At 51.2% G+C, this 12,950-nt stretch carries 12 protein-coding genes; 7 read left to right on the top strand and 5 right to left on the bottom strand.

Features of this window, described 5'->3' with window-relative positions:
- Positions 1 to 163 precede the first annotated feature (163 nt).
- Positions 164 to 1,816, bottom strand: a complete 1,653-nt coding sequence (gene murJ / locus AC5JMP_RS22285) for a murein biosynthesis integral membrane protein MurJ (protein WP_495853691.1) — start codon at positions 1,814 to 1,816, stop codon at positions 164 to 166.
- A gap of 254 nt (positions 1,817 to 2,070) precedes the next feature.
- On the opposite strand from murJ, the gene AC5JMP_RS22280 reads away from it, so the two are divergent.
- Both AC5JMP_RS22280 and AC5JMP_RS22275 read left to right on the top strand, forming a co-directional pair.
- Complete coding sequence (locus tag AC5JMP_RS22280) at positions 2,071 to 3,300, top strand: DUF3095 domain-containing protein (RefSeq protein WP_495853690.1); 1,230 nt, start codon at positions 2,071 to 2,073, stop codon at positions 3,298 to 3,300.
- A 256-nt stretch (positions 3,301 to 3,556) separates the two neighbouring features.
- Complete coding sequence (locus AC5JMP_RS22275; RefSeq protein ID WP_495853689.1) at positions 3,557 to 4,687, top strand: SpoIIE family protein phosphatase; 1,131 nt, start codon at positions 3,557 to 3,559, stop codon at positions 4,685 to 4,687.
- A gap of 4 nt (positions 4,688 to 4,691) precedes the next feature.
- On the opposite strand, the gene AC5JMP_RS22270 is transcribed toward AC5JMP_RS22275, so the two are convergent.
- Positions 4,692 to 5,012: an STAS domain-containing protein gene (locus AC5JMP_RS22270; RefSeq protein ID WP_495853688.1), complete on the bottom strand. Its 321-nt coding sequence runs from the start codon at positions 5,010 to 5,012 to the stop codon at positions 4,692 to 4,694.
- Between the two features lie 387 nt (positions 5,013 to 5,399).
- Between AC5JMP_RS22270 and crtD the strand changes: the two genes are divergently transcribed.
- From crtD to AC5JMP_RS22250, 4 genes are all read left to right on the top strand, one after another.
- Positions 5,400 to 6,953, top strand: a complete 1,554-nt coding sequence (crtD, locus tag AC5JMP_RS22265) for a C-3',4' desaturase CrtD (protein ID WP_495853687.1) — start codon at positions 5,400 to 5,402, stop codon at positions 6,951 to 6,953.
- A gap of 229 nt (positions 6,954 to 7,182) precedes the next feature.
- Positions 7,183 to 7,650, top strand: a complete 468-nt coding sequence (locus AC5JMP_RS22260) for a hypothetical protein (protein ID WP_495853686.1) — start codon at positions 7,183 to 7,185, stop codon at positions 7,648 to 7,650.
- A 96-nt stretch (positions 7,651 to 7,746) separates the two neighbouring features.
- Positions 7,747 to 8,436 (top strand): DUF2834 domain-containing protein, encoded by a 690-nt coding sequence (locus AC5JMP_RS22255; RefSeq protein WP_495853685.1) that lies wholly within the window; start codon positions 7,747 to 7,749, stop codon positions 8,434 to 8,436.
- Between the two features lie 4 nt (positions 8,437 to 8,440).
- Positions 8,441 to 9,253 (top strand): creatininase family protein, encoded by an 813-nt coding sequence (locus AC5JMP_RS22250; RefSeq protein WP_495853684.1) that lies wholly within the window; start codon positions 8,441 to 8,443, stop codon positions 9,251 to 9,253.
- On the opposite strand, the gene AC5JMP_RS22245 is transcribed toward AC5JMP_RS22250, so the two are convergent.
- The 3 genes from AC5JMP_RS22245 to AC5JMP_RS22235 form a co-directional block, all read right to left on the bottom strand.
- A complete protein-coding gene (locus AC5JMP_RS22245) occupies positions 9,250 to 10,017 on the bottom strand; it encodes a dienelactone hydrolase family protein (protein ID WP_495853683.1) in 768 nt (255 codons plus the stop codon). The genes AC5JMP_RS22250 and AC5JMP_RS22245 overlap by 4 nt on opposite strands.
- Before the next feature lie 112 nt (positions 10,018 to 10,129).
- The gene (locus tag AC5JMP_RS22240; RefSeq protein ID WP_495853682.1) at positions 10,130 to 10,273 is read right to left on the bottom strand and encodes a hypothetical protein; all 144 of its coding nucleotides are present in this window, start codon (positions 10,271 to 10,273) and stop codon (positions 10,130 to 10,132) included.
- The gene (locus AC5JMP_RS22235) at positions 10,270 to 10,485 is read right to left on the bottom strand and encodes an EAL domain-containing protein (protein ID WP_495853695.1); all 216 of its coding nucleotides are present in this window, start codon (positions 10,483 to 10,485) and stop codon (positions 10,270 to 10,272) included. Before AC5JMP_RS22235 ends, AC5JMP_RS22240 begins: the two co-directional genes overlap by 4 nt.
- A 431-nt stretch (positions 10,486 to 10,916) precedes the next feature.
- Here AC5JMP_RS22235 and AC5JMP_RS22230 point away from each other — a divergent pair, with 431 nt between their 5' ends.
- A complete protein-coding gene (locus tag AC5JMP_RS22230; protein ID WP_495853681.1) occupies positions 10,917 to 12,854 on the top strand; it encodes a SpoIID/LytB domain-containing protein in 1,938 nt (645 codons plus the stop codon).
- The last annotated feature ends 96 nt before the right edge of the window (positions 12,855 to 12,950 follow it).

Below are 12,950 nucleotides of genomic sequence, written 5' to 3'. Positions count from 1 at the left end.
TGAACGCTTCTCTACCTCTACAATAATGTCCTAACTCGTTCTCGTAGCGCTATACCGAGGGTCTGAGGCATAGCAACTGCCAAGGCAAGGACGGGGACATTTGGGGTGGGGCGCTTCGCCCCACCCCAAATGTCTTAAGCAAACTAGCGATAGCTACACAGCTCTATCGCCTCAACTTCTGCCGAATGCGTTCCGTAAATTCCTGCACTTCCGGCAATCTCATCCGGCTGACGAGCGCCACGAATACTCCTACACCGATCGCCCCAGCCCCACAAAGCTGAGCCAAGTGAACAAAGAAGCCTTTGTCGCCCCAAAGTTGCTCTAATCCTTGCAGCGATCCCCAGGCGGCAAGCCCGGTTGCGCCGCTGATTAGTGTGAGAGTAGCGATCGGCAGACTCCATTCTCGTAGCGGCAGTCCGTTCAGCTTACGATTGAGAAACCACAGCAGCGCCACCATAGAAACTAGATTTACCCCGACCGTTGCCATCACCAGACCGGGGGCACCCAGCGGCTTATAGAGGAGAAAATCGAGCAGCGCATTCAGAAAAATATTGAAAATGCTGATGCGAAATGGTGTATTGCCGTCCCCTAGCGCATAGAAAACCCGCACCAGCACATCGCGCCCTAGATAGACAAACATGCCCACTGAGTAGGCAATCAGCACCGAAGAGGTGAGGTAAGAATCTTCGGCAGTAAAGGCGTAGCGCTCATAAACGACCCGCGAAATCGGCACGGCTAGGGCAATCATGAGGGCGCTGATGGGAAGCATGGCGATCGCCGTCATCATCAACCCTTGGCGGATGCGAGCCTTTAGCTCTGTCCAGTCAGCCGGGTCTGCCAACTTCGAGAACACGGGCAGCAGCGGCACCAGAATCACGTTTGACAAGATGCCTAGGGGGGTCTGTACCAGCAGCCCAGCATATCCCATCGCTGAAACAGCCGCTGCCGCGTTGGGAATAAAGGAGGCAAAAAATAGGTCTGTCCAGACGTTGATCTGCATCATGCCCGACGAAAAAGTTGCCGGAATCATGATTCTAATCACATTCTGCACCTCAGGCTGCCGGAAGTTGAACCTTGGTCGCAAGCCACCTAAACCCGATCGCCACTGTGCTGGTAACTGCACCAGCCATTGCAATAAAGCCCCGGCAAGTGTCGTTGCCGCCAGAACGGCTCCACCCAAGACAGCGTATTCAGGCAGCAGAATTTTATCGCCGAGATAAAATGCCAATCCGCCCAAACCTGCCAACACCGCTACGCTGGAAAACAAGGGGCTAATAGAGGGTAGCCAATATTGATCGGCGGCATTAAGCGCACCAAAGCCGATACCAATCAGCCCTGCCAGCATTGCCATCGGAGCCATGATCCGAAACTGCAAGATAGCAATTTCGCGGGTCTGCTGAAGCACTTCAAAGGCGCTAGGATCGCCCACCTGCCCAGCCGTGAGAAACAAACCCGGAGCCACCAAGTGCATTAACGGCTCAGCAAAGGCGATCAGCCCGATCGTCACCAGCAGCAGAACACCCACCACCAGCGTGTTGATCGTTTCCATAATTGGGGCAATTTCTTCTCGCTTGCGCTTTGCCAAGACGCTGACCATGGCGCTGTGAAACGGCCCATTGATGCCACCCAGCAAAATTAGCAAGAAGCCAGGAATCACATAGGCAAAGTTGTAGGCTCCGTAGGCTGGACGCGAACCAAAAGCGGCAGCGATCGCTACCTGTCGAAACAATCCAAAGACCTTGCTGAGCAGTGTGGCAATTGCCACAATTCCAGCAATGTTGGCAAGGGAGCGAGAAGGTTTTTGAGACTCTGACACAGATCCAAATCTTTAGAGAAAGGTCATAAATATCGGCGTATCCTTATTCAATTAAGCATGAATTGCCGACGAGAATAAGATAAGGCGATCGCTCAGGGCTACCTATTCTCTTTCACAGTGCTCTTCTAGAGAGTTTTATAGCGAGTTTTTCAGAACTTCCTCAGTGATAGAGCCGATTCAATTGAGTGAAGAATCTAAGCATTAGGCGGTGTAGCAACCGTCAAGATTTCCCGTATTGGATTTTCTTGGGCATCATGTCAACCGACTCGTTCTACGCTGCGCTGCCCACCCTAGAGCATTTTCTGGATATTACTAATTCCCAGAGTTTTGTTTCTGTCCCAGACGATTGGTACATTTTAATCAGCGATATTGCTGGCTCTACTCAGGCGATCGCCCAGGGTCAATATAAAGTCGTCAATCTTCTGGGTGCTAGCTCTATCATTGCTGTACTAAACGCGATCGATCGCCAAGAAGTTCCCTTCATTTTTGGCGGGGATGGCGCATCTATTCTGGTTCCTCCTTCGGTGCTAGAACCTGCTCGTCAGGCGCTTCTGGCTACAAGGCAGTGCGCCCGCGACTCATTTGGTATGGAACTGCGGGTGGGGGTTGTGCCCGTCGCAACGATTCGGGCCGCAGGGTATGCGCTTCAGGTCGCCAAGTCTCGCGTTACACTGCACTACAGTCAGGCGAGCTTCGCGGGAGGCGGACTAACCTACGCAACGCATTTGGTCAAAGCCGGAACCGATCCCAACCCTTACAGACTGGATGTAAATCGATCGACCTCTGCCGCAGATTTTTCTGGTCTAGAATGCCGTTGGCAGGATATTCCCAGTCGGCAAGGAAGTATTCTCAGCCTGATTGTGTCAACTCGTGGATCTCGAAGCAAAAGCAGCGATGTCATCTATGCTGAAGTGATTAAAAAGATTCAGGAAGTTTGTGGGGGTGAAAACGGCTGCCATCCTGTGCAGAATGCGCCCCTAAACCTAAGCTTTAACCCTAAAAAGCTCTGGGCAGAAACAAATCTGCGATCGTCCTCTCCTGCTCTAGGGCACCGTCTGATCTACTTAGCAAAGATTTTTTTGGAAAATTGCTTGGGATATAGTCTGATGTGGCTAAAAGTTAGACTGGGGGGCGTTGATTGGGGAAATTATAAACAAGAGGTGGCAGCAGCCACGGACTACCAAAAGTTTGATGATCTGCTTCGTATGGTAATTTCTAGTAGCTCTGCTCAGATTGTTTGCTTGACAGACTACTTGGAGAAGCGATTTAAAGAGAGTGACTTGGTGTACGGAATGCACATCAGCGATCGCGCCCTCATGACTTGCATGGTATTTAGTCGAGATGGGCATCACACGCACTTTGTAGATGGCGCTGACGGAGGCTATGCGTTGGCGGCAGAAGCGTTTAAGCAGCGAATGCGCCACAAAGCCGTAAACTGGAGAACTTATATAAACCTAGCGAAGCTTAAAAAAGCCTCAAGCTGAAAAAATCTGGATGGGCGATCGATGAAGATTCATCAGATTTCGCAGGAGTGACTCTATCCTTGTTTTAGAGAGCTAACTACAGTAGTGTCATGCGGCTGTCACGTCAACCCTCACAGATACGAAAAGCGGCATTGCTCAATGGGGGATAATTTTTTGTTGGAGGAAGGGTGCTCCATGCCTTCTCCAACAAAACTGGTCTCAGAGGTCAGCAACGCCCTAAAAGCCTCTCAGCTCAAGCAGTGAATCTCTGATTTCTATGTCCAAAATCCTGGTGATTGATGATGATTCTGTGATCCGAGTGATCACAAAAAGAGCATTACAAAATCAGGGGCATGAGGTCGCTGTGGCGACTAACGGGAAGGAAGGAATCGAGGAGGCTAAAAAAATGCAGCCTGCTCTAATCATTTGCGACTGGATGATGCCTTTTGCCGATGGCCTAGAGGTCTGCCGCTGGGTAAAGACCAATCCAAAATTAACCACGACTTTTTTTATTTTGCTGACTTCGCGAGGCGGTATTGCCGATCGCGTCAAAGGTCTTAACACGGGCGCAGATGATTTTTTATCTAAGCCGATCGATATTACGGAGCTGCAAGCCAGGGTGCGATCGGGTTTGCGCCTTCATCAGCTCAGCCAAGATTTGCAGACTCAAAAACATTTGCTAGAAGCAGAGTTAGCAGAGGCTGCTGCCTATGTGCAGGCTCTACTGCCGCAGCCGCTCCTAGGATCTGTCAGCATAGAGGCGCGTTTTATTCCATCACGACAGTTAGGTGGCGACTGTTTTGACTATTTTTGGCTAGATCCTGACCATCTGGCGATCTACTTATTGGATGTCTCAGGGCATGGATTAGGAGCCGCCTTACCCTCGGTTTCAGTGATGAATCTACTGCGATCGCATGCCCTTCCAGATGTTGATTTTTGTCAGCCAGAAGCCGTCTTAAAGGCGCTGAACGATCAATTTCAGATGAGCAGTCAGAACGAAAAGTATTTCACCATTTGGTACGGAGTTTATAATCCTAAAACTTGTCAGCTTACTTATTGCAGTGCGGGTCATCCGCCTGCTGTTTTAATCACATCAGCCTACAGTAGCGAACCGCAGATCACTTACCTGAAAACCCCCTGCTTGCCGATCGGTCTGATGGAAGACTCCGAGTATGTGAGCGATCGGCAAACTATTCCTCTCAACAGCGCCCTCTACATCTTCAGCGATGGCGTTTACGAACTTGACCCAGCTCAAGCAAAGATTTGGGATTTAAACACTTTCGTTACCCTGCTGAAAAACTTAGATATAGACTCTAGCCTGGACACTGTTCTAGATAAGATCTATAGCTTGAACGGAGTAGAAGCATTCAATGATGACTTCTCGCTATTGAAGGTTCAATTCAAGTAAACAATTAATCTTCAAGTGTTTTTGAGAATTCTTCTGGGCTGTCAAAAATTTCAAACACGCGCGTCATGCTGGTCAATTCAAATAACATTTTGACCTGATCGTTGATGGAACAAACACAAAACTTTCCATTTACCGATCGCACCGTTTTGAGGGCAAGCACGAGAGCAGCTAAACCCGAACTATCCATAAAAGTGACATCTTTGAGATCAATTAAGATGACTCTACTGCCCTGATCGACAGCTTCACTCACTTCACTCCGAAACTGATGTGCTTGAGTGCTATCCAGAATTCCGCTGGGTCGAATAACTTGAATGTTAGGTTTCATGGGCTAAGTAAATTGACTACAGTAAAAATGGGCTAAAACAGAAAGCTGAATACAGCGAAATGGATGAGCGATCGAGATTAATATTGCCAGGAAAAATGGCATTACTGGAAGATTCGTCGCCTATCTTTACTACAACAATAAATTCACCCAGTCGGGCACTTCACAGAAAGTTCTTGAGTTAAGCAAGATTCTGCACCGAATCGATTCAGTTGAGCACAATGAGTTGTGCAATTAAGCCCGGTTAATTGTGCCCGGTTAATTGTGCCCAGGAGAAGTATCGGCAAAAGCACCTGTAAAAACAAATGCTCTCAACCTACCTTGCCTTGGCTAGCGAAATTAGAGATATTAGAGATATTAGGAATATTACGTAATGTAACTAACCCTTAAATGCCGGAACCAAGTGCCAGAGTAATCCAACCTTCAAAGGCTATCCCTCAAAAGCTGGGCAAAGTAGCCGTCATCGGAGCCGGAATCGGCGGACTGACGGCAGCAGCTCTGTTGGCACATCGAGGCTATCAGGTGTTGGTGTGCGATCAGGCGATCGTTCCTGGAGGCTGTGCTTCCACCTTTAAGCGGCGAGGCTTTATCTTCGACGTTGGCGCAACGCAGGTTGCCGGATTGGAATCAGGCGGCATTCACCATCGCATCTTTTCAGAATTAGGTATTGAGCTACCCGAAGCCTCGCCCTGCGATCCGGCTTGCGCGGTTTATCTGCCGGGTGAAGCCTCACCCATTAGCGTCTGGCGCGATCCGCAGCGCTGGAAAGCAGAACGAGATCGGCAGTTTCCTGGCAGCCAAACCTTCTGGGAACTGCTTGCCAACCTGTTCCGGTACAGCTGGGCATTTCAGTCGCGCGATCCGGTGCTGCCGCCCCGTAGTGCTTGGGATGTGTGGCAGTTGATGCAGGCGGTGCGTCCCGATACGCTGCTGACCTTACCCTACACCTTTGCCACTGTAGGACAAATTCTGCGTCTGTCGGGCTTGGGAAGCGATCGCCGTCTCAAAACCTTTCTCGATCTTCAGCTCAAGCTTTACTCCCAAGTAGATGCGGATGAAACGGCGCTGCTTTACGCCGCGACTGCCCTAGGCGTTTCCCAGGAGCCACAAGGGCTGTATCACCTGCATGGCAGTATGCAGACCTTAAGCGATCGCCTAGTGGAATCTCTAGAACGGGATGGCGGCAAGCTGCTGATGCGCCATAGCGTCGAGCAGATCCATACCCAGAACGGACGCGCCACGGCAATCCAGATTCGTAGCCAGAAAACGGGCGAAGTTTGGACTGAATCGGCTGATCAGGTGGTCGCCAACGTCACAGCACAGAATTTGATGCAGCTTTTGGGTGATGCTGCCCCTAGCGGCTATCGGCACCGGGTCGAAAAATTGCCGCCTTCGTCGGGCGCTTTCGTCATTTATCTGGGCGTGAAACAGGCGGCTATTCCGCCAGACTGCCCGCCGCACCTGCAATTTTTGTATGATTACGATCGCCCGATCGCCGAAAATAATTCTCTGTTCGTTTCGGTCAACCGTCCCGGTGACGGTCGTGCCCCCGAAGGCTATGCCACTGTCATTGCCTCTTCGTTTACAGACATAGCTCAGTGGGATGACGCCTCTGATCAATCCGCCTATGAAGCATTGAAACAGCGTTACACTCAGACGGCGATCGATCGCCTCTCACAATTCTTTCACTTGACTCCTGAAACCATCATTCATACTGAGGCCGCAACGCCCCGCACCTTTGTCCGCTATACGGCACGCGATCGAGGTGCCGTCGGCGGTATCGGACAACGAGTCTCCACCTTTGGGCCTTTTGGCTTTGCCAACCGCACGCCCATAGCCGCTCTCTGGCTAGTTGGAGACTCTACCCACCCTGGAGAAGGAACGGCGGGCGTTAGCTATTCTGCCCTAACGGTTGTGCGGCAAATTGAGCGTCAGGCGCTTTAGGCAAATTTTGAGCCAGAATTTTGAGCCAGAAGGCTTCATCAGAAAATTATTTGGCAAATAGAATCAGCAAATTAATTTCGTAAATGTAGAGCTGCGAACCGACAAAGTACATTCAATGGCATAAAGTAATCGCATAGAGTGTGAAAAGATCTTGTAGCTTAGGAGAAGCGATCGCCCCTCCTTCGGAAGAGAGACTTCCCTAGCCTCCTTCGCACCTTGCCTCTCTGTAATGCTGCTCTCTCCCCCTGCTATCCCTTTCCCCATGAAGCAAGCCTATCTCTCGGCTACCCTGTCCGCACTGTGCTTTGTGACCTTAGGAACCTGCGTGACTGCGGCAGCAGCCTCACGCTTAGATCCACTCGTTGCCCCGGTATCTGCTGCGCCTAAAGCTAGCGTGACGGAGGGTGGGCGATCGCTCCCTATGCTGCAAACCATGCTGGGACAGTGGACAGCCAGCAGCATGCGCTATTCCTCTAGCTTCAATTCGATCGCTCAACCGGGCAGGGCAGGGCAGGCATACCGGGTCGTAAAAGCAGAACAGACGGCAAGTATGCAGACTCCCCTCAACTGGCTAAATGCCATGACTCTGAAATTGACCGCTAATCGTCAGGTTCTAGCAGAGTTTTTGGATATGATGGGGCATGATCTTGGCAGCGAATGGACCAGCGAAAAAGATCGATCGCAGCCGCAAAAGTGAAGAATTCAGCTTGAAGATGATGTCGTTTTTGCTTTAGAACTTCTACTCTGGAAGCTAAACGTCCTCTCACAATCTTGAACCTGCGGTCAAAAATCTATGCTCAAAAAAGTCTGGCTTTGGTTGCTCTGGGGTGGATTTGTTGCCTACGCCTTTCTGTTTGCGCCCCCCGATCGCCCGGACACGCTACAGCTTATTCAGAATCTTTCCACTGGAAACGTCGCGGGTATTAATCCCCTGATTGTGGCGCTATTCAACATCATGGGAGTGCTGCCGTTGCTCTACTCCTGTTTTCTATACCTAGATGGCAGAGGACAGAAAGTTCCAGCTTGGCCGTTTGCGATCGGCTCATTTGCAGTTGGAGCTTTTGCGCTGCTGCCCTATTTGGCTCTGCGTCAGCCCAACCCCACGTTTTTAGGCACAAAAAACTGGTGGCTGAAGCTGACAGACTCCCGCTGGTTGGGCGGATTGATTGCAGTAGGGGCGATCGCCCTGATGCTCTACGGTTTCCAAAATGGCGATTGGAGCAATTTCGTCGCTCAGTGGCAAACAAGTCGCTTTATCCATGTCATGAGTCTCGATTTTTGTCTGCTCTCGCTGCTGTTCCCGGTATTGCTAGGCGACGATATGGCAAGGCGCGGACTCAAAGATCAGCGAATTTTTTGGGCGGTGACTCTGCTGCCGCTTTTGGGCGCTCTAGCCTACGTTTCCTTACGCCCCCCTGTTCAGGCAACAGCCTCTGATCACGCCCAATCCCTAGCTCCCAATCCCTCATCTCCCCCTCTCTGAGTCTATGCATACCTTCATTCCGCCCGATCGCTTCTTCCCCTATCTGACCTGGACAGAAATTCAGGCAATGTCTGACAAAGATAACGTGGTGCTGATTCAGCCTGTGGGAGCGATCGAGCAGCATGGACCGCATTTGCCGCTGGTCGTGGATGCAGCGATTGCCACAGCGGTAGTGGGCAAGGCACTAGAGCAGTTGGCTCCTGAAATTCCAGCCTATGCCCTACCAACGCTGAGCTATGGCAAGTCGAATGAGCATTGGCACTTTCCAGGAACGGTGACGCTGAGCGCTCAGACGCTAATCAATACCCTGATGGAGGTGGGCGAAAGCCTGTACCGAGCGGGATTTCGGAAGTGGGCATTGGTCAACGGGCATGGCGGACAGCCGCAGATCATGGACATCGTGGCGCGAGATCTGCACCAGCAGCACGAAGATTTTATGGTGTTTCCATTATTCGTTTGGCGCGTGCCCAACATCGCCGGAGATTTGCTGACCCCTAAAGAAAAGGCTTTGGGAATTCATGCAGGTGATGGCGAAACCAGTCTGTTGCTTTCCATTCTGCCGGGACAGGTGCAGATGGATAAAGCCGTTGCCGAGTATCCGCAGGAGTTGCCCGAAGACAGCGTGCTAAGTATGGAGGGCAAGCTGCCATTTGCCTGGACAACGCGAGATTTGAGCAAAAGCGGTGTTTTGGGAGATCCAACAACGGCGACTGTAGAGAAGGGCGATCGCATTCTCCAATCGCTTGCCGATAGCTGGACAACGGTCATTCAAGACCTCTACAAATTTCAGCAGCCCAAAGCCTGGAAACAGCTTTAGAACGTTCGGTCTTGAAAAACTTGACTCAGAAATGCCGTCACTTCTGCCCAGACTCGATCGGTGGCTACGGGGTCAAAGCGATCGCTATCATCTCGCATAAAGGTATGATTTGCGCCTTCATAAAGCGAGAGGGTGTAATCGACCCCCGCATTTTCTAAACCTTGAATCACCTTCTGTCGAGCGTCTTCTGGAATGTGAGGATCGATCGAGCCGAACGCTAGAAAAACTTTGCCCTTGACTTCCCCCATGCGAGACAGCGTGTCGGCTACGCCGCGCCCCAGCTTGCCAATGTGAATGCCCGTGGGGTAGCAGCACACCGCCGCTTTGACCTCATCCCGAAACGCTGCCCGAAACGCCAGATGTCCGCCAATACAGAAGCCCATCGTCCCAATTTTATTGGGATCAATCTGGCTTTCTGGTTTCAGACCGTCTTGCTTGAAAAAGTCAATCACAGCACGGGCATCGGCATCATATTCGGCGATCGCGGTTCGTCGAGCGTCATCATTGCCCTGCATCCGTCCCAAATCGTTGGGTTCAATCACGGTACCAATCGGCTCAATCCGGTGAAAAATCTCTGGAGCCGCCACGACATAGCCATAGCCTGCCAGATGATTGGCGAGGCGCGTGATCGGACTCCCCAACTGATAAATATCTGAGTAGAACAAAATGCCTGGATAGCGTCCGGCTGGCTGAGGAGCCGCTATGTAAACCCGCATCAGGCTGTCATCTACGACTAAGTCAACGTTGCGTTTGGTAATTTGCACGTTTGGAAGTTCCTGAAATGGGGGCTTTACGGCGGAGCCGCACAATTTTGGCTCTCAGATTTTGGCTCTCAGATTTTGGCTCTTAGATTTTAGATTTTGGAGCCAGGATGGATCAATAGCGCTGCTTCGTGAGCTGTCTTTGGGGGCGAAAACAAATAGCCCTGAACCTGTTGACAGCCGATCGCCCACACCCTAACTGTTTCATGGTTTCAACGCCTTCTGCAACGACATTCATGCTGAGCCTGTGTGCCATCACGGTTGTGTCCTCACTCTAGTGGCTTCAACAATTGCCGAGTTCTCGCTGCTAGGGCCGAGGTGATGGATACAAGAGCGATCGATTTTCAACGGATCAGCCGGAAAACGCTGAAGGTAGCTTAGAGAGGAGTACTCCGTACCAAAGTCATCAGTACTGAGATGAACACCATAATTGAGATTGCGACTCTTGAAGGAAGCATACAGACAAAACATAGGGCTAAATGTAACAGATGCACCCAAGAGCTTTTCATAGTTGCTTACGCAAGGTTTCATAGTTGCTTACGCAAAGGTTTCATAGTTGCTTACGCAAAGGGCGATCGCAGCCGTGTTATCCTCATCACTTAGCAATTCGCTTAGCAATTTCAGCAAAAACAATTCCAGCAGAGCACCTTAGCTCACAACTTAGTGTTTCAAAATCGCATGATTTTACAAAACTTTGCAACACTTCAAAACTTTACATAGTTCAAAAATAAACCGTGAAGCTTTCTTGAAGTTAGGATCTGCGCTCGTAAAGTTTCTATCCTAGAGGCAATCCCATCGAAAATAGAGAAACAAACCTAGTGAATTTGCCTATCATGGGTAGCTGGGCAAATGCTGAGCTTTAAATAGAATGCCTTGATGTTGTTTGCTGTAGGAATTGACCTGTGAGGAGATCTTTTCAATTGAGTCTGGCTAACATGAGTCTGGCTGGCAGCCCAACGAATAGTTCAACTAACGGTTCGCCAGTTCGTATCTGGCTTCAATCTGGGCTTCAACTCAGCAGTTTTGCGGCAGTTTTGGGCGCAATTTGCTGGGTGGGGTTAGTGACTCAGCCAGGAGTAGCTCAAGAAGCGGTTGTACAGGGGGAGACTGCACAGGAGACAGTTGCACAGGGAGCAACACAGGTGGCTCCGCTCAATCCTCGGCTCGATGTTGGCGTAGTGCAGCGATTTGGTTCAGACAGCAAAGACGAAATTATTTTGAAGCCAGAGCCAGGAGACAGCCTGACTTTGACGTTTAAACAGGGAGAGCAGCCCCAAACCCTGACCACTAATGGCGACGTTAAGGTGGATGTGGTTATGCAGCCCATCCCTCAGCCAAGGGTGAGTGAGCGCGTTGTGCTCAGTACACACCGCAGTTTTGAAAGCGCGGAAGATAGCGCCGATCGCTGGAAACAGCGGGGTATTGAGGTTGAGCTGGCTCAGCCGAAGCAGTGGCAGGTCTGGGCAAAGCGAAATACCTACAGCTCAGCGCTGCTGCGTCGTTTGCTGATGCAAAATCTCCAGTCCCACGGCTCCCGAACTGCCTTCATTGACACGCAGATTCAGCGTCAGGAGCCGAAGGCGATGGTGACGGTAAACGGCAATCGCTACCAGGAAGATGAGATTGCGATCGCCACTAATCAGCCAGTCAACGTTACCTTCAACCGAGGGGAGCACGGCACAAAAGCCTATGCGGGTAGCCTCAAGCTTCAGACCAACGCCTATGGCACCTATACGCTAGTTAATCAGGTGCCGCTAGAGACTTACCTGCGGGGCGTGGTTCCCCATGAGATTGGGCCAGGTGCCCCCACTGCCGCGATCGAGGCACAAGCCATCCTAGCCCGCACCTACGTTTTGCGGAACCTGCGTCGCTTTGCGATCGACAATTACCAGCTCTGTGCCGACACCCAATGCCAAGTCTACCGAGGACTCACTGGGGCGGATGGGGTTGCCGATCGGGCAATTGCCAACACTCGTGGGCAGGTGTTGACCTATCAAAACGAGCTGGTTGACGCCCTGTATTCTTCCACCACCGGGGGCGTGACGGCGCGCTTTAGCGATGTCTGGAATGGCAGCGATCGCCCTTACTTGCAGTCGGTTGTGGACTCTGTGCAAAATATTTGGGATTTATCTAGCCGCAGTCTGGCAGACGAACAGAATTTTAGGGCGTTCATTGCCCAAAAAGCTGGATTTAACGAGGTGGGCTGGGATATGTTCCGGTGGCGTGTGGTTAGCCCCCTCCCCGATTTGGCAAAAGATTTACGCTCCTATCTGCAAAGTAAGCAGAACCCTCTGGCGAACTTTACTCAGGTGCAGGACATTAAGGTATTGGAGCGATCGCCTACAGGACGGGTGCAGAAACTGGCAATCACCACCGATCGCGGCATCGTTGAGCTAGAGAAAGACGAAATTCTCCGGGCACTCTATGCTCCCAACAGCACCCTGTTTTATGTGGAGCCAGTTTACGAACAGCCCACAGCCAAGGTCACTCCTCAGCCTCCGGCTGCCGTTGCTCAGGGGTCGAATGCAGCTGCCAAAGCGATCGAGCCAATGCCTAAACCCTTCGCTGCTGCTGTCCTGAAGGGGTTTGTCTTTACGGGAGGCGGCTTGGGACATGGGGTGGGCATGAGCCAAACGGGTTCCTATCACCTGGGTGAATTGGGCTGGTCGGGTAGCCAGATTCTTAGCTTTTACTATCCCGGCACACAGCTTCAGCCTCTGACGAATGCGATCGTTTTTTGGCAGCCTGTCGCTCAATCACAGACCTCGGTTCCGGTGATGAAGGCGATTGCGCCCAAGAAATCTAATTTCGTAAAGACCGTCAGTCCTTTTGGGCAGTAGAAGATCACCCGTGATGACCTGGAGTCAGGGAGTATGGCCTGAGAGAGAAGCCTGTTAGAGAGAAGATTGACATGACTTCGGCAACTCAAGAGAAGA

The sequence above is a fragment of the Drouetiella sp. genome, assembly GCF_059504425.1.
This window is presented reverse-complemented; position numbering and strand designations above follow the sequence as displayed.